At 72.1% G+C, this 16,742-nt stretch carries 15 protein-coding genes; 6 read left to right on the top strand and 9 right to left on the bottom strand.

Features of this window, described 5'->3' with window-relative positions; all coding sequences use genetic code 11:
* Positions 1-160 precede the first annotated feature (160 nt).
* Positions 161-613 (top strand): potassium channel family protein, encoded by a 453-nt coding sequence (locus AC07AZ_RS21345; RefSeq protein ID WP_478849993.1) that lies wholly within the window; start codon positions 161-163, stop codon positions 611-613.
* A 248-nt stretch (positions 614-861) separates the two neighbouring features.
* Here AC07AZ_RS21345 and AC07AZ_RS21340 read toward each other — a convergent pair whose 3' ends face one another.
* From AC07AZ_RS21340 to AC07AZ_RS21330, 3 genes are all read right to left on the bottom strand, one after another.
* On the bottom strand, positions 862-1,059 hold the full coding sequence (locus tag AC07AZ_RS21340) for a hypothetical protein (protein ID WP_356045996.1): 198 nt from the start codon (positions 1,057-1,059) through the stop codon (positions 862-864).
* Positions 1,060-1,203: 144 nt separating this feature from the next.
* Positions 1,204-1,722, bottom strand: coding sequence for a hypothetical protein (locus AC07AZ_RS21335; RefSeq protein WP_478849991.1), 519 nt, complete (start codon positions 1,720-1,722; stop codon positions 1,204-1,206).
* An 81-nt stretch (positions 1,723-1,803) separates the two neighbouring features.
* On the bottom strand, positions 1,804-3,441 hold the full coding sequence (locus AC07AZ_RS21330; protein WP_478849989.1) for an MFS transporter: 1,638 nt from the start codon (positions 3,439-3,441) through the stop codon (positions 1,804-1,806).
* A 536-nt stretch (positions 3,442-3,977) separates the two neighbouring features.
* Here AC07AZ_RS21330 and AC07AZ_RS21325 point away from each other — a divergent pair.
* Entirely contained in the window at positions 3,978-4,787 is an 810-nt protein-coding gene (locus AC07AZ_RS21325) for a PhzF family phenazine biosynthesis protein (RefSeq protein WP_478849987.1), read from the top strand.
* A gap of 175 nt (positions 4,788-4,962) precedes the next feature.
* On the opposite strand, the gene AC07AZ_RS21320 is transcribed toward AC07AZ_RS21325, so the two are convergent.
* Positions 4,963-5,763 (bottom strand): CPBP family intramembrane glutamic endopeptidase, encoded by an 801-nt coding sequence (locus AC07AZ_RS21320; RefSeq protein ID WP_478849985.1) that lies wholly within the window; start codon positions 5,761-5,763, stop codon positions 4,963-4,965.
* A gap of 187 nt (positions 5,764-5,950) precedes the next feature.
* Between AC07AZ_RS21320 and AC07AZ_RS21315 the strand changes: the two genes are divergently transcribed.
* Complete coding sequence (locus AC07AZ_RS21315; protein WP_478849983.1) at positions 5,951-7,720, top strand: substrate-binding domain-containing protein; 1,770 nt, start codon at positions 5,951-5,953, stop codon at positions 7,718-7,720.
* Positions 7,721-7,729: 9 nt separating this feature from the next.
* Here AC07AZ_RS21315 and AC07AZ_RS21310 read toward each other — a convergent pair whose 3' ends face one another.
* Positions 7,730-9,247: a glutamate-cysteine ligase family protein gene (locus tag AC07AZ_RS21310; protein ID WP_478849981.1), complete on the bottom strand. Its 1,518-nt coding sequence runs from the start codon at positions 9,245-9,247 to the stop codon at positions 7,730-7,732.
* Positions 9,248-9,808: 561 nt separating this feature from the next.
* On the opposite strand from AC07AZ_RS21310, the gene AC07AZ_RS21305 reads away from it, so the two are divergent.
* The 3 genes from AC07AZ_RS21305 (at position 9,809) to AC07AZ_RS21295 (ending at position 12,412) form a co-directional block, all read left to right on the top strand.
* A complete protein-coding gene (locus AC07AZ_RS21305; RefSeq protein ID WP_478849979.1) occupies positions 9,809-10,393 on the top strand; it encodes a hypothetical protein in 585 nt (194 codons plus the stop codon).
* Between the two features lie 421 nt (positions 10,394-10,814).
* Positions 10,815-11,021, top strand: a complete 207-nt coding sequence (locus tag AC07AZ_RS21300; protein WP_478849977.1) for a DUF5999 family protein — start codon at positions 10,815-10,817, stop codon at positions 11,019-11,021.
* A 338-nt stretch (positions 11,022-11,359) separates the two neighbouring features.
* Complete coding sequence (locus tag AC07AZ_RS21295) at positions 11,360-12,412, top strand: LacI family DNA-binding transcriptional regulator (RefSeq protein ID WP_478849975.1); 1,053 nt, start codon at positions 11,360-11,362, stop codon at positions 12,410-12,412.
* Here the strand turns inward: AC07AZ_RS21295 and AC07AZ_RS21290 are convergent, their stop codons facing one another.
* The 4 genes from AC07AZ_RS21290 to AC07AZ_RS21275 are packed head-to-tail and all read right to left on the bottom strand — an operon-like array spanning position 12,413 to position 16,667.
* The gene (locus AC07AZ_RS21290) at positions 12,413-13,489 is read right to left on the bottom strand and encodes an endo-1,4-beta-xylanase (protein ID WP_478849973.1); all 1,077 of its coding nucleotides are present in this window, start codon (positions 13,487-13,489) and stop codon (positions 12,413-12,415) included.
* 56 nt (positions 13,490-13,545) lie between these two features.
* Positions 13,546-14,310, bottom strand: a complete 765-nt coding sequence (locus tag AC07AZ_RS21285) for a carbohydrate ABC transporter permease (RefSeq protein WP_478850319.1) — start codon at positions 14,308-14,310, stop codon at positions 13,546-13,548.
* Between the two features lie 59 nt (positions 14,311-14,369).
* On the bottom strand, positions 14,370-15,368 hold the full coding sequence (locus AC07AZ_RS21280; protein WP_478849971.1) for a carbohydrate ABC transporter permease: 999 nt from the start codon (positions 15,366-15,368) through the stop codon (positions 14,370-14,372).
* A gap of 6 nt (positions 15,369-15,374) precedes the next feature.
* Positions 15,375-16,667 (bottom strand): extracellular solute-binding protein, encoded by a 1,293-nt coding sequence (locus AC07AZ_RS21275; RefSeq protein WP_478849969.1) that lies wholly within the window; start codon positions 16,665-16,667, stop codon positions 15,375-15,377.
* Between the last annotated feature and the right edge of the window lie 75 nt (positions 16,668-16,742).

Genomic DNA, 16,742 nt, shown 5'->3' with positions numbered 1-16,742 from the left:
CAAGGCACCCCCCCCCCACCCCCCCCCCCCCCACACCCCCCCCCCCCCCCCCCCCCCCCCCCCCCCCCCCCCCCCCCCCCCCCCCCCCCCCCCCCCCCCCCGGCTACGATCCGAACGGCGCGCGGCCGCCCTCGCACTGGCGCGGTCGCTGGGCGTCACGGTGGGGCTGCTCACCGCGTACTACCTGCTGCCTCTCGACGGGCGCGGCACCGGCGGCACCTCCGCGCTGCTCGTGACCGGCCTGGTGGCGGTCGTCCTCGTCTTCGCGTGGGAGGTCCGGGCCATCATCCGCTCCGCCCACCCCCGGCTGAAGGCCGTCGAGGCCCTCGCCGCCACGCTGGTGATGTATCTGGTGCTCTTCGCGAGCGGCTACTACCTGCTGGAACGCTCCACCCCCGGGTCCTTCAGCGAGCCCCTGACCAGGACGGACGCCCTGTACTTCACCATGACCACGTTCTCCACGGTCGGCTACGGCGACATCACCGCCCGCTCCCAGACCGGCCGGGTGGCGACGATGCTGCAGATGGCCGGCGGACTGCTCCTGGTGGGCGTCGCCGCCCGGATCCTCGCCGGCGCGGTCCAGGCGGGCCTCCGCCGCCGGGACCGCGAGTAGCCGGAACGGGACTGCGCGGGCGGTGCGGAGCGGCCGGACGGGGACCGCACGGGCGGGACCGGGACCGGCCGGACGGCGGCCGCGCCGGCGAAGCCGCGACTGGCCGGACGGGGGGCCGCGCGGGCGGGACCTGGAGCCGGACGAGCCCGTACATCCGCGAGCCCGTACGTCCGGCCAGGACCGGCCGGGCCTCGGCACCCGGCCCGGCACGCACCATGGCTGTGGAAAAGGCCACCCCGCCCGCCCCGTCACTCCGGCAGCTGTCGCATCTCCATCACCCGCAGGCCCAGGGACTGGCAGCGGGCCAGGAGCCCGTACAGATGGGCCTCGTCGACCACGGGGCCGAACAGGACGGTCTGCCCGGACATCAGCACGTGCTCGAGTTCCGGGAAGGCACTGGTCAGCGTCTCGGACATATGTCCCTCGACGCGGATCTCATAGCGCATCAGCTGCTCTCCCCCGGTGGCCTGGGACAGGCGGGCCGCGCCCTTCGTCTGCCCTTCGATGGTCCGTCCCGCCACGCCGTACGACCTCACCCTGCGGAGGTGATACTCCCGCGCCCACGGGTTGTGAGCTGCGCCGATGCGTCGTCAGTGCGTGAGGAACAGCTTGAACGAGATGATCACGAGCCCGAGCAGGAGGTTCACCGAGGCCGCGGTGGCCACCAGGCGCCAGGTGGCGCCCGCGTGCCGTGCCGCGGCCGCCGACCAGCCCACCTGCCCGGCCACGGCCACCCCGAGCGCCAGCCACAGCGCGCCGTCGACTCCGAGGCCCAGCAGCGGGCTGACGGCCACGGCGATCGCCGGCGGCCCCGACGCCTCGACGATCGGCCATTCCTCCCGGCAGACGCGCAGCACGATCCGGCGGCTCAGCTGCCGCTGCGCCAGGCGCTCACCGAACAACTGGGCGTGCACGTGCGCGATCCAGAACGCCACCCCGGTGAGCAGGAGCAGCAGCACCAGCTCCAGGTGCGGGAAGGAGCCCAGGGTGCCGGCGCCGAGGATCACGGAGGAGGCGATCATCGAGCCGTAGACGCCACCGGTGAAGTCGGCGTCGGCGCCACGCTCGCCCCGGTGGGGGCGGGGTGTGGCCTGTCCGGTCGTGGCCATCTCGGCCTCCCTTCACGGTCGGGTGCCGGGCCCCGGGGATCGGCGCGCCGGCTCTTCGGCCCCGTTCAGCCGGCCGGCCCGTCACACGCGGGGTGTGGGGCCGCGCGCTCCGGCGGGCGCCCGGCCGGTGTCGGGCCGTTTCGTGCGGCTCGCGCCGCCGGTGGGCAGACGCGGTGTGACCAGGAAGGCGGCGAGCGTGATGCCTCCGGTGGCGAGGATCGCGGCCCGCAGGCCGTCCAGCTGCGCCGACGCGTAGGAGTCGGTGACGGCGTCGACCTCCTGCGGCGGCAGCCCGGCGTCCTCCGCCGCCGAGCGCACCTCGCCGGTGGGGACGAAGCTGATCCCGGCCTCCAGGGCGACACTCGTCTGCTGCCGGGTCTCCTCCGACAGCCCGGGATGGTCCTGCACCTGGGTGGTGAAGGCGTTCGCGAGGGCGCCGATGAGGATCGATCCGATGAGCGCGGTGCCCAGGGCGGAGCCCAGGTTCTGGGCGGTGAACTGGAGCCCGCCGACCTCGCTGCGCTCCTCCTCGCCCACGCTGGACTGCACGACGTTGCCCAGCTGCGAGGCGAGCAGGCCGATGCCCACCCCGAGCAGGGCCATGGCTCCGGCGAACTGGGCGTCGTCGATGACCGGGTCGATGGTCGCCAGCAGCCACACGATGGCGGCGACCAGGGTCACCAGAGCCAGCCGGACCACCCGGCGCGGCCCCGCGAAGCGTCCGAGCCGGGACGCGCCGAGGGAGGCGACGAGCATGGTGACGGACACGGGAAGCAGCCGCAGGCCCGTCTCGAAGGCGTTGAAACCCTGGACGACCTGCAGGTAGAGCGGGATGGCGAAGAACAGTCCCAGCAGGATGAGGTTCTGGCTGAGCAGGGCCATCAGGCCGGAGCGCAGCGACGGTATCCGCAGCAGGGCCAGGTGGACCAGGGGATCGACGCCGCGTGCCTCCCGGTGGCGTTCCCAGCGTACGAAGACGGCCAGTACGGCCACTCCGGCGGCGATGACGAAGAGGGTCGGCGCGAAGCCCAGCACGGTGAAGGGCGGGTTGCGGGGCTCCAGCCATCCCCAGGTGCTGCTCTGCAGGACGCCGAGCACCCCGAGCGCCAGGCCGGTCGCGGAGAGTGTGGCGCCGACACCGTCCAGCCGGGGGCGCGGACCGGTCCGGGTGGTCTCCGTGATCGCCTTGCGCAGGCACAGGACGGCCGCGACGACCACGACCTCACCGGCGAAGACCAGCCGCCAGGTGAGGTACGTCGTCACCCAGCCGCCGAGCAGCGGGCCGACCGCGATGCCGGCGCCCGCGAGCCCGCCGATGACGCCGTAGGCGACGGCCCGGTCCCGTCCCCGGTAGGCCTCGGCGACCAGGGCCGCCATGGCCGGCAGCACCATCGCGGCGCCGAGTCCCTCGATGACCGACCAGCCGAGCACGAGGACCCACAGGGTGGGGGACACGGCGGTCAGGGCCGACCCGACGGCGTAGACCATGAGGCCGAGGAGGAAGACGCGGCGCCGGCCGAGGATGTCTCCCAGCCGCCCCCCGATGATCATGAAGGCGGCCATGACCAGGGCGTACAGCGTGATGACGGCCTGGATGGCGGTGACCTCGGTGTCGAAGTCCTCGACCAGTTGGCTGATGGAGACGTTCATGACGGACGTGTCCAGGACCATCAGGAACTGGGCCGTGCCCAGGACGATCAATGCCCGCCAGTGCCTCACCCTGTCCACCTCACCGAGTCGCCCGGGACGCCGGCGGAGTCCGCCGGGCAGCGGCCGGCATGTCCCCGGCCGCTGCCTCCATGGCAGCCGACGGTGCCGCCCGGCGCCTCACCCGCCACGGGCGAGGCCGGGCGCCGGTCACCGGCACCGGCGCCCGGCAGCCACGCCCGGCGACCGCGTCCCGGCCGCCCCCACCCCCTGCGGCCGGCACATGGCGCCCGGCTTCCGGCTTCCCGCTTGCCGCTTCCGGCTTCCGGCTTCCGGCTTCCGGCTTCCGGCTTCCGGTGGGCAGCAGCGAGCGCCCTGCGCCCGGCGCTGCAACTCGCCCGGGCTCGTACGGCAGACGCCTCCCCGACCCGACCCCTCCCCGACCCGACCGCTCCCGCTCCTCCCCGACCCGACCCCTCCCCGACCCGACCCCTCCCGCTCCTCCCCGACCCGATCCGGCCCGACCCCTCCCGCTCCTCCCCGAAATCGGTCCAGCGTCCCGGAATTGGCCTTGGTCCGGCAGGTCGCCCAGCCTCTAGCGTCGGGGCATGCGCATCCGAATCGTCGACGCCTTCACCGACCGTCCCTTCGCCGGCAACCCGGCCGGGGTGCTGCTCCTGGACGCCTTCCCCGACGACGAGCGGCTCCAGCGGGTCGCCCTGGAGGTCAACCACGCGGAGACCGCCTTCGCCCACCGGCTGCCCGCGGGCGGGGACGCGGACTGGGCGCTGCGCTGGTTCACCCCCGCGGCGGAGGTCGCCCTGTGCGGGCACGCGACCCTCGCCACCGCCCACGTCCTGCGCACCACCGGCGCCCACGAGGGCCCGGTGCGGTTCGCCACCCGCAGCGGTGTCCTCGTCGCGTCGCCCCACGAGGACGGTTCGATCACCCTGGACTTCCCGACGGCCCCGATCGCTCCGGTCGAGGTCCCGGACGGGATCGCCGAGGCGCTGGGCGCCGTACCGCTCGCCGCCCTCGACACGGGTCCGTACGTCGGCGATCTGCTCCTGGAGTTCGCCGACGAGAAGACGGTCCGCGCCCTCTCCCCCGACCACCGGGCCCTCAGGGCCTACTCCGAGCGGGGGGTCATCGCCACCGCCCGCGCCGAGAACCCGGCCCTGGGCTACGACTTCGTGTCCCGCTGCTTCTTCCCGAACGTCGGCATCGACGAGGACCCGGTCACCGGCAGCGCCCACACGGCTCTCGCCCCGTTCTGGTCGCAGCGCCTGGGCCGCCCCGCGCTCACCGGCCTCCAGGCGTCCCCGCGCTCCGGCCGCGTCCGCACGGAACTGCGCGGTGAGCGCACCCTTCTCACCGGGCACGCGGTGACGGTGATCGACGGGGAACTGCTGGCCTGACGGCGCGCCGAAACGCGCGACGCGCCGGGACCGTACGACAGGACCGCGACCCACGACAGGGACCCAGGCGTACGACCGGACCCCGTCGTACGACGGGACTCGGGCGTACGACGGGACCGGGCGTACGACGGGACCGGGGCCTACGGAGCGACGCACGCGCCCCTGGGCCCGCCGCTCACGCCGTCGGCAGCCAGCCCACCTTCCCGGCCAGCAGCGCGTAGCCGACGAACGCCCCGATGTCGAGCAGGGAATGCGCCACCACCAGGGGACCCACCCGGCCCCAGCGCCGGTACAGGTACACGAAGACCACACCCATGGCCATGTTGCCGAGGAGGCCGCCGACGCCCTGGTAGAGGTGGTAGGAGCCGCGCAGTACGGAACTGGCCACGAGGGCGGCGGCCGGCGTCCAGCCCAGCTGGCCGAGCCGGCGCAGCAGGTAGCCGACGACGATGACCTCTTCGAGGATCGCGTTCTGCAGCGCCGCGAGGACCAGTACCGGGAACTTCCACCACACGTCGGGCAGCGCCTCCGGCACCACCGTGAGGTTGAAGCCCAGCCCGCGCGCGGCAAGGTAGAACGCGATCCCGGTGCTGCCGATCACCGCCGCCACGCCGGCCCCGCGACCGAGGTCGGGCCAGGGACGGGTGCGGTCGAAGCCAAGCGTGCGCAGGCCCTGCCCCTCCCGCAGCAGGAGGTGGGCGACCAGGGCCACCGGCACCAGCGCCGAGGCGATCCCGAACAGCTGCCAGGCGAGATCCAGCCAGGGACGGCCGGGCGCGGCCGAGCCGACGAGCGTGGTCGCCTGGTTCTTGAGACCCCCCGGTTTCGTGACCGAACCGACAAAGCTGATCAAGGCGGAGACGCCGCTCGCACCGAGCGACAGCGCCAGGACGAGCAGTGTCTCGTCACGGAGAATTCGTCGTGAGGGCCCCTCCTGAGGAAAAGAATCGGCCACCGGGCCCGCCTCCGCCTGCACACCTGCCTCCAGTTGAGTGTTCCTGTCCCACGCCCACCGGCGCCCCGCTAGGGTCTCGAAAGAACTTACGAAGATCGTGCGTGACAGGCCGTTGGGGGACGGACGCCGTACGGGGCGTGCCTCCCCCTCTCGCATGCCGTACGGCCGTCCCGCGGCACGAGGTTCGACAGGGAGGGGCACCACCGTCATGGGACGTCACAGCTTGCCCGATCAGTATGGGGCGGGCGGCAGCGACCCCCGGGTACGCGCACGCCGCCGCACGGTGGCCGTGGCCGCGGTCCTCGTGCTCATCGTCGCCGGCGGTGCGGCCGCCGCGGTCCGCAGCGGGCTCCTCTCGTTCGGTTCCTCCTGCCAGGACGACGCGGTGCGGCTGAAGCTGACCGCCTCCCCGGGCCTGGCGCCCGCCCTGAAGGCCGCCGCGGCACGGGCCCGCACGGCGAACATCACCTCCGACGGCCAGTGCGTCGCCGTCGCCGTCACCGCCCGCGAGTCGTACGAGGTCGCCGACACCCTCATGGCGGGCAGGAGCCACGGCGCACAGGTGTGGGTGCCGGATTCGGACGTGTGGGTCGAGCGGGTCACCGCGAACCGGGCCGCGACCCAGGTCACGGTGGCGGGCAACGTGGCCTCGACACCGGTGGGGGTGGCCGTGGTCCCCGCGGCCGCGAAGTCGCTCGGCTGGCCGGACAAGACGTACAGCTGGCTCGAACTGGCCGGCGCCACCCTGCGCGACGACTCCCTCAAGCTGGGCGCCGCCGACCCGGCGCGCAGTGCGACCGGGCTGCTGGCGCTCACCCGGCTGAGCACCGCGGCCGCCGGCCTCCAGGACGGGGACACCCAGGCCGCGGCCATGATGAAGACGCTGTCGCAGCGCACCTCCGACACCGACGCCCAGGTCCTCGACACGCTGCCCCGCGACTCCTCGGGCACCGAGCAGGGCAACCCCAGGCGCAATCAGGCCCTGGTCCTCACCGAGCAGTCGGCGTTCACCCACAACTCCTCGGCCGGCGCCGCCGACGACCTGGACATGTTCTACCCGAAGGACGGCTCGCCCCGGCTCGACTACCCGTACACGCTGGTCGACCAGTCGCAGTTGACGACGGACCAGAGCCGGGCCGCGATCCGCTTCATGACGTACCTGCGCCAACCCGAGCAGCGCGGCCTCCTGGAGAAGTCCGGCTTCCGGACCACCGGCGAGACCCCCGGGGCGGTCGTCGCCGGGGCGGGCGGCCGCAGTCCGCAGCCGTACGGCGAGTCGGCCCCGCAGCCGGCCACCGAGGCGGCCGTCGAGGAGGCCCTCGGCACGTGGACGATCACCGTGCAGAGCGCCCGGATCACCACCGTGGTGGACGCCTCCTCGTCCATGTCGGAAACCGTGCCGGGCACCGGCCGGTCGCGGATGGACGTCACCAGGGCCTCGCTGCTCCGGGCCCTCGCCACGTTCACGCCCGAGGACGAGATCGGCCTGTGGAAGTTCTCCACAAACCTGGACGGCGACAAGGACTACCGGGTCCTCGTACCGACGAGGCGGCTCGGCGACCGCAGCGGCGACGCCACCCAGCGCGACCGGCTGTCGGCGGCGTTCAGCGGCCTGGAGCCGGTCGCGAACGGTGCCACCGGTCTGTACGACACCACGCTCGCCGCGTACCGGGCGGCGACCTCCTCCTACGCCGAGGGCGAGTTCAACGCGCTCGTCGTGCTGACGGACGGGGTGAACCAGGACCCCGGCAGCATCTCCCGCGGTGACCTCGTCGGGAAACTCCAGACCCTGTCCGACCCCGAGCGGCCGGTCCCGCTGATCGTGATCGCCGTAGGGCCGGACGCCGACCGCCAGGAGGCCGAGCAGATCGCCCGGGCCACCGGCGGCTCGGGCCAGCAGGTCAGCGACCCCGCACAGATCCACAAGGTGATCCTCAAGGCCATCGTGGCGGCGGGAGCGCGGGGCGAACGGGGCTGACCCGGCCGCTCACCCCAGCGGCACCGGCTCCGGCAGCCCCACCGGCCAGGTGTGCACGGGCTCGCCGATCTGCATCAGCTCGCGGTAGCGCCGGGTCGTGGCGGCCAGCGCCTCGTCCCGCGACAGGCCCGCCTCCAGCCCCCGGTGGAAGGTCGCGGCCTGCCAGGTCGCCCCGTTGGCCCGGCGGCGGCAGCGCTCCTCGATCACGCCGAGGTACAGGTCCCGGTCGGCGGGCTCGATGCCCCACGCGTCCAGGCCGGCCGCGGCCAGCGGCAGCAGTTCGTCGCGTACGAGGCTGACCGCGTCGACCTCCGCCGTGGCGCCGTACCGGCCGCGCCGGGGCCAGGTCAGCCGGGCGTCGATGCCGTGCCGGCACGCCTCGTCGAAGTTGGCCGCGGCCGCCTCGAACGGCAGCCTGGTCCACACCGGGCGCGACTCCTCGGCGAGGGCGCGGACGAGACCGTAGTAGAAGGCCGCGTTGGCGATGACGTCGGTGACGGTGGGGCCGGCGGGCAGCACACGGTTCTCCACGCGCAGGTGCGGGACGCCGTCCGCGATGCCGTAGACCGGCCGGTTCCAGCGGTACACCGTGCCGTTGTGCAGGACGAGTTCGGCGAGCTTCGGCACCCCGCCGGCGTCGAGGACCTGGAGCGGGTCCTCCTCGTCGCAGATCGGCAGGAGGGCCGGGAAGTAGCGCAGGTTCTCCTCGAACAGGTCGTACGCGGAGGTGATCCAGCGCTCCCCGAACCAGGTGCGCGGCCGTACACCCTGCGCCTGGAGCTCGGGCGGGCGGGTGTCGGTGGACTGCTGGAACAACGGGGGCCGCGACTCGCACCACAGCTCGCGGCCGAACAGGAACGGCGAGTTGGCGCCGACCGCGACCTGGGCGGCGGCGACGGCCTGCGCGGCGTTCCAGACGTCGGCGAAACGGCCGGGGGTGACCTGGAGGTGCAGCTGCACGGAGGTGCAGGCGGCCTCCGGCGCGATGGACTTGGAGGTGCAGGTGAGGCGTTCGACGCCGTCGATGTCGAGCGCGAAGTCCTCGCCCCGGGCGGCCACTATCTGCTCGTTGAGCAGGGCGTAGCGGTCGACGTCGGAGAGGTTGGAGGAGACCAGGTCGTCGCGGTCGAGGGTCGGCAGGATGCCGATCATCACGATTCCCGCGTCGAGCTCGCCCGCTTTCCGGTCTGCATATGCCAGCGAGGTACGGATTTCCTCGGCGAGCTGGTCGAATACCCGGCCGCTCAAAGCATGTGGGGCTATGTTGACTTCCAGGTTGAACATGGCGAGTTCTGTTTGGAAATCGCGGCTCGCGATGCGCTCCAGAACCTGCCCGTTGAGCATTCTCGGTTGCCCGTCCGCGCCGGTGAGATTCAATTCGATCTCCAGCCCCAGGAGGTTCCGTGCGCGATCGAACCGCTTCTCGGCCAGGAGTCGCTCCAGCCCCGTCAGGTTCTGCCGGAGCTTGTCGCGGTAGCGCTGGCGATCGGACAGGTCGAACGGCCCTGCCACGACCTTCTCGCCCATCGAAGGGTCCTCCTTGGTGTGGGCGGGCCGAGCATCCGGCCGCCGGTGTGCGGGTCACGTGGGATGATGCCCCGCGAAAGCGATCGATAACGTCCCCGGCCGCTCCGGGGCCCGCTAGTCTGTCGGAGGTGACCGGCGGCACATTCACCGGGCATGGGGCATGACGCAGTTTCCGGTGCCCCGATGAACTCGTGAAAAACGCCGACGAGAACGGGCCGACCGCATGCCCGGCGTTTTTCGAGGTCAACCCCGCGTCGCCGCCCGGGAATCGGGATGATTCCCGCGGATCGCCGACCGAATAGACCCTTGCCCCGGGCCTCGGAAACGGCTAGCCGAAACACTGCGTGAACATATGTCGTATAAACTCCGCGAACAAGGCAGAAGGCCGGCGCCCGCGGTTCTCTGCCCTGCCGTCCTGATGACATGCCGAACGGCAGGGCTCACTCCCACCACGCGTTTACCGACCGGGGCACCCGTCTCTCTGTTCTCGTGTGCTGACAGCGCCGTCCGCCCCGCCCCGCCCTCGCGCCCTTGTGCCTGTCGAATGAGAGGCGACCCACCATGCCGCTGCATGTCCCCCCGGCCCCCGCACCCGCCCTTCGCTCCGTCCTCACCGCGCTGGCATCCCCCACCGCGGTCCGCGAGGCCCGAACTCCCTCCTTGCTGCGCGCCCAGGGACCCGCCACCCCCGAACTCCCCCTGCCTGTCCATGTGTTGGAGCACATCAGTGCCACCGGGGTACCCACCACGCGACTGGCCGGGTGGCGCTTCCTGATCCGCTGCGGCGACCGGGCGGTGGCCGCGGCGGAGACCATGCTGACCGCCGACGGCTGGGCGTTCTCCCGCTTCTTCGAGGGTCCCTACATCGCCTCCACGGAACTCGCGCTGCGCCAGGCGGAGACCGTGCAGCAGCCCTACCAGCCGCGACTGCTGTCGGTGCCGGGCCTGTACATGCTCACGCTGTGGCTGCACGACGATCCCACCGCGGACGGCGCCACCGGCCACCCCGCGGGCACGGATCTGCTGATCCCGCTGGCACCGGCGCCGCCCGGCATCGCCGCCCACCGCCCGCACCGCGTCGCCGAACTGCTGCCGGCCCTGACCCACCGGGTGACTCCGGCACCACTGCTGTCCTCCCCCGCCTGACAGGCCACCGCGCGACGGTTCCTCGTACCCCGTCCCCGGAATTCCGGGGACGGGGTACGAGGCGTGTGCGCCCACCGGACACGGCGGGCGCCATCTCTTTTCCATAACCCCCTTTGCTCGTACGAGCGTCAATTGGCTCGCACGAGCCGCAAGGGGCATGTGACCAGTGCGGACTAGCCCCATTCGGTCACCGTGAATGACCCGAAGTGACGGTCCGCACCGGCTGAACCATCCGCGCGGGGGTTGCGTCATCAACCTGTGAGAAGTGCTGCCGCGAAATCCCTGCGGATCGACGTCCAGGGGGCAACACTGGGGTCGGAACGACTTATCACAACGGGGGGCGGCCATGAACGACGCTTCAAGCCGCGGGACAGACACCACAGCCATCTCACACCTCACGACCACGCGAAAGATCCCACCCATGTGCCAGCACCAGCCACCGTGTCCGACAGCCGGCTCCGCCGACCGGGAATCCGCGCGCCTTCTGGCGCACCACCCGGAACAGGGATGGAGCCTGCTGTGCAACGGCGTTCTGCTCTTCGAGGACACCGGTGAGCTCCTGCCCGACGGCCGGATCATCGCGCCGCACCGCCCCATGGGCGCCGGCCACGTGATGACAGCCGCCTGAGCGGACCGGACGGGCGGTCCGCCGGACCGCCCGCCGACACCTGAGGGGCCGGATCGCAGCGACCACTGCGCACCGGCCCCGACGCACGTCCTGCTTCGGTCACTGCGCGTAGTCCCCCGTGCGCGCGTCCTCCCCGACCCCGTCCGTCCCGCGCGTGGGTGCCGAACGTCGTGGGCGCGGACCCCCGTGGCTGCCGAACCCCGTGGGCGCCGAACCCCGTGGCGCGGAACCCCGTGGGCTCCGAACAGGCCCCCAGCCAGGACCCCCCCTTCCCACAGCCGCCCGCCTTCCGGAAGACTCCTGGAAGTTCCGCGAGAACCGTCGGCGGAGGTGGGGAAGTGACAGCACGCGAGGCCGCCGCCGGACCGGCGCCCGGGGCCGGAGGCAGAGTCACCATCACGGAGATCGCCCGGCGGGCCGGCGTCTCGGTGCCCACCGTGTCCCGCGTCGTCAACGGCCGGTCGGACGTCTCACCCCGGACCCGGGCCCGTGTCGAGGACCTGCTGCACCAGCACGGCTACCGCAGACGCAGCCCCGCTCCCGGCGCCCGCGCCGCCCTGCTCGACCTGGTCTTCGACGACCTCGGCAGCCCCTGGGCGGTGGAGATCATCCGAGGTGTCGAGGAGGTCGCCCACGCTGCCGGGGCCGGCACCGTGGTGTCGGCGCTGCGCGGACGCTCGGGCGACCCGCGAGACCGGATGCGCAGCCTGCGCGCACGCGCCTCCGACGGGGTCGTCCTCGTCACCTCCGCCCTGGAGCCGGTCCTGCACGACGAACTGCGCGTCCTCGGCGTGCCCCTGGTGGTGGTCGACCCGGCGGGCTCCCCCGCTCTCGACGCCCCCACCGTCGGTGCGGCCAACTGGTCGGGCGGCCTGGCGGCCACCGGGCACCTGCTGTCGCTGGGTCACCGCAGGATCGGCCTGATCACCGGGCCGCCCCGGCTGCTGTGCTCGCGGGCCCGCTTCGACGGCTACCGCGCGGCCCTGGAGGGCGCGGGCCTCGCCGTGGACGAGAGCCTCGTCGTGCCGGGCGACTTCCGCCCGGAGTCCGGTTTCGCCGGCTGCACCACCCTGCTGGACCTGCCCGATCCGCCGACCGCCGTGTTCGCGGCCGGCGACCAGATGGCACTCGGCGCCGTCGAGGCGCTGCGGCGGCGCGGACTCAGGGTGCCGGAGGACATGAGCGTGGTCGGTTTCGACGACCTCCCCGAGGTCCGCTGGTCCGCCCCGCCGCTCACCACGGTCCGCCAGCCCCTCACCGAGATGGGCCGTCTCGCCGCCCGTACGGTGCTGGCGCTGGCCCGCGGCGAGCAGCCGGCCTCGCCGCGGGTCGAGCTGGGCACGGAACTGGTGGTGCGCGCCAGCACCGCGCCCCCCGCCCGCCATGGCTGACTACCTGCCGCCCAGCGCCTCCCGGATCGCGAAGTAGGCGGGTTTGGGAGCCAGTTGCTCGTCCCACGGCAGGGCCGCGCCCTGGCCGGGGAAGAAGGCCGGGATCCACGAGTACCGGTCGGTGTAGTCCCACACCGTGATGCCCACGCAGCGCCGCACCGCGAGGCACGCCTTCGTCAGGTCGGCGTACCACCGCGCCTGGGTCGCCAGTTTCGCCTCGTCGGCGGGCAACAGCATCCGTACGTCGACCTCGGTGAGGGCGGTGTCGAGGCCGAGCCGTGAGAAGCGGCGGAGGTTGTCCTCCAGCGTGTCCGGATAGCCGTACTGCAGGGCGAGATGGGCCTGCAGGCCGATGCCGTCGAGCGGGACGCCCCGCGCCTTCAGGTCCTGGGCCAGCGCGTAGTAGGCGTCGCTCTTCGGGCCGAGCGCCTCGATGTTGTAGTCGTTGAGGTAGAGCCTGGCGTGCGGATCGGCCTGGTGCGCCCAGCGCAGCGCGTCGGCGATGTAGCCGGGGCCGAGGGTCTTGTAGAAGAGGGTCTCCCGGTAGGTGCCGTCCTCGTTGAACGCCTCGTTGACGACGTCCCAGGAGTAGACCTTGCCGCGGTAGTGGCGCACCTCGGCGAAGATGTGCTTCTTCAGGACGCTCCGCAGCTCGTCCGCCGTCCAGTCACGGCCGGTGAGCCAGCCGGGCAGCTGGCTGTGCCAGACCAGGGTGTGGGCGCGGACCCGCTGGTGGTTCTGCCGGGCGAGGCGGACGATCTCGTCGCCCTGGGACCAGTCGTGGACGCCCTGTTGGGGTTCGGTGGCGTACCACTTCATCCCGTTGCCGGGCGTGATCATGTCGAACTCGTCGCCGAGGAGCGCGGTGTAGGCGCTGTCGGTGAGTTCGGGGTTGTCGGTGGCGCTGCCGAAGTAGCGGCCGTGGCGTTCGGCGAGGCGGGCCAGGGTGGTCGGCGTGCCGTGGCTCTCGCCGGCGTGGGCCGCCGGGCCGGCGACTCCGGCGGCGACCAGGACGGCGGCGAGGGTGCCGGCGAGTCTGAGCCGGGTGCGGGTGCGGGAGCGGGTGGTGTTGCGCATGGTGCGACTCCTCACGGTGCGGTGGTGTGGGTGAGCCGTACGCCGGGCGGCGCCCGTCATCCCTTCGTGGCGCCGGCGGTGAGGCCGCTGACGAGCTGGCGCTCGGCGACCGAGTAGAAGGCCAGGGCGGGAACCATGGCGAGGACGAGGTAGGCGAAGACGCGTGCGTACTCCGCCGAGTACTGCCCCTGGAACTGCTGGACGCCGATGGGGAGCGTCCACCAGGCGTTGTCGGTGAACACCAGCAGCGGCAGGAGGAAGTTGTTCCAGCTGGTGACGACGGCGAGCACCGAGACGGTGCCGAGGGCGGGACGCGCCATGGGCAGCAGCACCCGCCAGAAGAAGCCGAAGGGGCTGCAGCCGTCGAGGGTGGCCGCCTCCTCCAGTTCGCCGGGGATCTGCCGGAAGAACCCGCGCAGGATGATGATGGTCATCGGCAGCGCGAAGGCGGCCTGCGGAAGGATCACTCCGAGCGGGTTGTCCAGCAGGCCCAGGTAGCGCACCAGCAGGAACAGCGGCAGGGCCGCCACCGCGAAGGGGAACATCAGCCCCATGGTGAAGACGGTGAACAGCACCTCCCGCCCGCGGAAGGCGAACCGGGCGAACGAGAAGGCCGCGAGCGCGGACACGGCGACCACGAGCACGGTGGTGGCCACCGCGATCAGGGTGCTGTTGCCGAGCAGCTTCCAGAAGTCGCCCGAGCGGAGGATCTGGGTGTAGTTGCCGGTCAGCCAGTGCTCGGGCAGTCCGAAGGGGTTGCTGGAGAGCTCGTCGGTGGACTTGAAGCCGGACAGCACGGCGTACACCAGGGGCAGCACCATCACCGCGCCCACCAGGACAAGGGTCAGGTGCACCGGCAGGCTGCGTAGGGTCTTGCGGGTCACGTGCCGTCCCCCCTCATCGTCGTGGTGGCCCCTTCGAGGTCGCGGCGGAGCACGAACCGCTGGTAGGCGAGGGCGAAGAGGAGGCAGATGCCGAACATGACCACGCTGATCGCGCTGGCGTAGCCGACCTGGTAGCGCTTGAAGCCGTACTGGAACATGGTCACGGCCATCGTCTCGGAGTGGTGGTCGGGGCCGCCCTGGGTGACCACCCAGACCAGGTCGAACAGCTGGATCGACCCGATGACGGACAGGAAGACACTGATGCGCAGGGTGGGCGCGAGCAGCGGCAGGGTGACGTTGCGGAAGCGCTGCCAGGGGCCCGCGCCGTCGATCAGCGCCGCCTCGGTCAACTCGGCCGGAATGGACTGGAGTCCGGCCAGGTAGAGCATCATGTGGAAGCCGAAGTACTTCCAGGTCATGACCAGGAAGAGGGTCGCCATGACGGTGGAGGGGTCGGCGAACCACTCGCCGCCCACTCCGTCCAGGCCGATGCCGCCGAGGAGGTGGTCGGCGAGCCCCTCGTCCGGGGCGAAGACCATGCCGAAGAGCACACCCGTGATCGCCTCGGACAGCACGTACGGCGCGAAGAACAGCATCCGGTAGACGGCCCGGCCGCGCAGCCGCTGGTTGAGCAGGACGCCCATGGCGAGTGCGAAGGGCAGTTGCAGCGCGAGGGAGAGGCCCACCAGGACCAGGCAGCGCCACAGGTCGCCGAGGAAGACCGCGTCGTGGAAGAGCCGGGTGAAGTTGTCGGTTCCGGTGTAGTCGGAGGGCATGCCGAAGCCGCCCCAGCGGAAGAAGGCGGCGTACAGCGCGAACAGCATCGGCAGCAGCACCAGGACGACGAACAGGATCAGGGCGGGCACCTGGAAGCCGACCGCGGTGAGCCAGTGCAGCACGCGCCGCCGCGTCCGCCCCCGGGCCGCGGCGGCGGCCGGGGGCGGGAGGGCGAGGTCGGAGCCGCTCCGCTTGTCCGGAAGGAACGTGGAGGTCATCGTCGGCTACTGCTCTTCCTTCGCGGCCTTCGTGACCGACTCGGTGACCTGCTCGGGGGACTTGGAGCCGGCGATCAGCGCGGCGACGCTGTCGTTGACCTCCTGGCCGACGGCGGGGGCGTATGCCTGGTCGAGGTAGAGCTGGAACCCGGTGGCGGCCTTCAACTGCTGCTGTACGGCCCGGGTGTTGGGGTCGGTGACGGCGCTCTCGACAGCCGGCACCACTGGCAGGACGCCGGTCTTCCTGACGAGTTGGAGGTCCGTCGCCTGCGAGGCGAAGAACCTCAGGAAGTCGACGGCCTCCTGCGGAGCGCCCTTGCGCAGGGCGTGTCCTCCGCCGCCCCCGAACACCTCGGTGATCGTTCCCCGGCCGCCCTCGACCGCGGGGAACGGGAAGAAGCCGAGGTCGTCCCCGAGTCCCTTGCCCGCGTCCGCCTCCACGACCGGGGCCCACTGGCCCATCAGTTCCATCGCCGCCTTGGCGTTGCCGACGGCGGCCGCCTGGCCGGTGGGGCTGGAGTAGGCGGCTCCCAGGAACCCCTTCTGGAACGGCTTGAGCGCCACGAGGTCCTTGAGGTGCTGTCCGGCCTGGACGAACCCGGCCCCGGTGAAGTCCTTGTCGTCGTCCGCCTTGCGCAGGGCGTCGACGCCGGCGGTGCGCATCGCGAGGTAGGCCCAGTAGTACATGCCGGTCCACGCCTCCTTGCCGGCCAGGGCGAGGGGGGTGACACCGGCCGTCTTCAGCTTGCGTACGGCGTCGAGGAAGCCGCTCCAGGTGGTGGGGGGCGCGCTGATGCCGGCCTGCTTGAAGAGCGCCTTGTTGTACCAGAACCCGATCATGCCGATGTCGAACGGGATGCCGTACACCTTCTCGTCGAGGAGGTACGCCTGCTTGGCGACCGGCAGCAGGCCGTCGGCCCAGGGCTTGGTGCGGTCGGTGAGGTCCTCCACGAGCCCCGCGTCCACCTGCTGCCTCAGGACGCCGCCGCCCCAGGTGTGGAAGATGTCCGGCAGTTTCCCGGAGGCGGTGAGCGCCGTCATCTTCGATTTGTAGGCGTCGTTCTCCAACTGGACGATCTTTATCTTGACCTTGGGGTTCTCGGCCTCGAACTTCTTGGCCAGGCCGGCCCACACGTTCTTGGTCGGCTGCGTGGTGGAGATGTTCCACCACTCGATCGTGGTCGTCCCCGACGACCCTCCGTCCGAGTCGCCGCCGCAGCCGCTCAGTGCCGTCATCCCCAGACCGGCAGCGGCCGAGGCCGCCAGAAAGCCGCGGCGGGACAGTGCCGGGTCACCCATCATGCGCTCCTTGGGTACGGGACGGCACGTACACGCGTCCGCCCTGACCGAAAGTTTCGAAGATGATTCAGAAAG

Source organism: Streptomyces sp. NPDC043878, from assembly GCF_056435735.1.
This window is presented reverse-complemented; position numbering and strand designations above follow the sequence as displayed.

Bases quoted from the DNA above. Each gene is read 5' to 3' on its own strand.
- AC07AZ_RS21340 (WP_356045996.1), bottom strand. From the start codon at position 1,059: ATGCGCTATGAGATCCGCGTCGAGGGACATATGTCCGAGACGCTGACC.
- AC07AZ_RS21335 (WP_478849991.1), bottom strand. From the start codon at position 1,722: ATGGCCACGACCGGACAGGCCACACCCCGCCCCCACCGGGGCGAGCGT.
- AC07AZ_RS21325 (WP_478849987.1), top strand. From the start codon at position 3,978: ATGCGCATCCGAATCGTCGACGCCTTCACCGACCGTCCCTTCGCCGGC.
- AC07AZ_RS21315 (WP_478849983.1), top strand. From the start codon at position 5,951: ATGGGACGTCACAGCTTGCCCGATCAGTATGGGGCGGGCGGCAGCGAC.
- AC07AZ_RS21310 (WP_478849981.1), bottom strand. From the start codon at position 9,247: ATGGGCGAGAAGGTCGTGGCAGGGCCGTTCGACCTGTCCGATCGCCAG.
- AC07AZ_RS21305 (WP_478849979.1), top strand. From the start codon at position 9,809: ATGCCGCTGCATGTCCCCCCGGCCCCCGCACCCGCCCTTCGCTCCGTC.
- AC07AZ_RS21300 (WP_478849977.1), top strand. From the start codon at position 10,815: ATGTGCCAGCACCAGCCACCGTGTCCGACAGCCGGCTCCGCCGACCGG.
- AC07AZ_RS21290 (WP_478849973.1), bottom strand. From the start codon at position 13,489: ATGCGCAACACCACCCGCTCCCGCACCCGCACCCGGCTCAGACTCGCC.
- AC07AZ_RS21285 (WP_478850319.1), bottom strand. From the start codon at position 14,310: ATGGTGCTGCCCCTGGTGTACGCCGTGCTGTCCGGCTTCAAGTCCACC.
- AC07AZ_RS21280 (WP_478849971.1), bottom strand. From the start codon at position 15,368: ATGACCTCCACGTTCCTTCCGGACAAGCGGAGCGGCTCCGACCTCGCC.
- AC07AZ_RS21275 (WP_478849969.1), bottom strand. From the start codon at position 16,667: ATGGGTGACCCGGCACTGTCCCGCCGCGGCTTTCTGGCGGCCTCGGCC.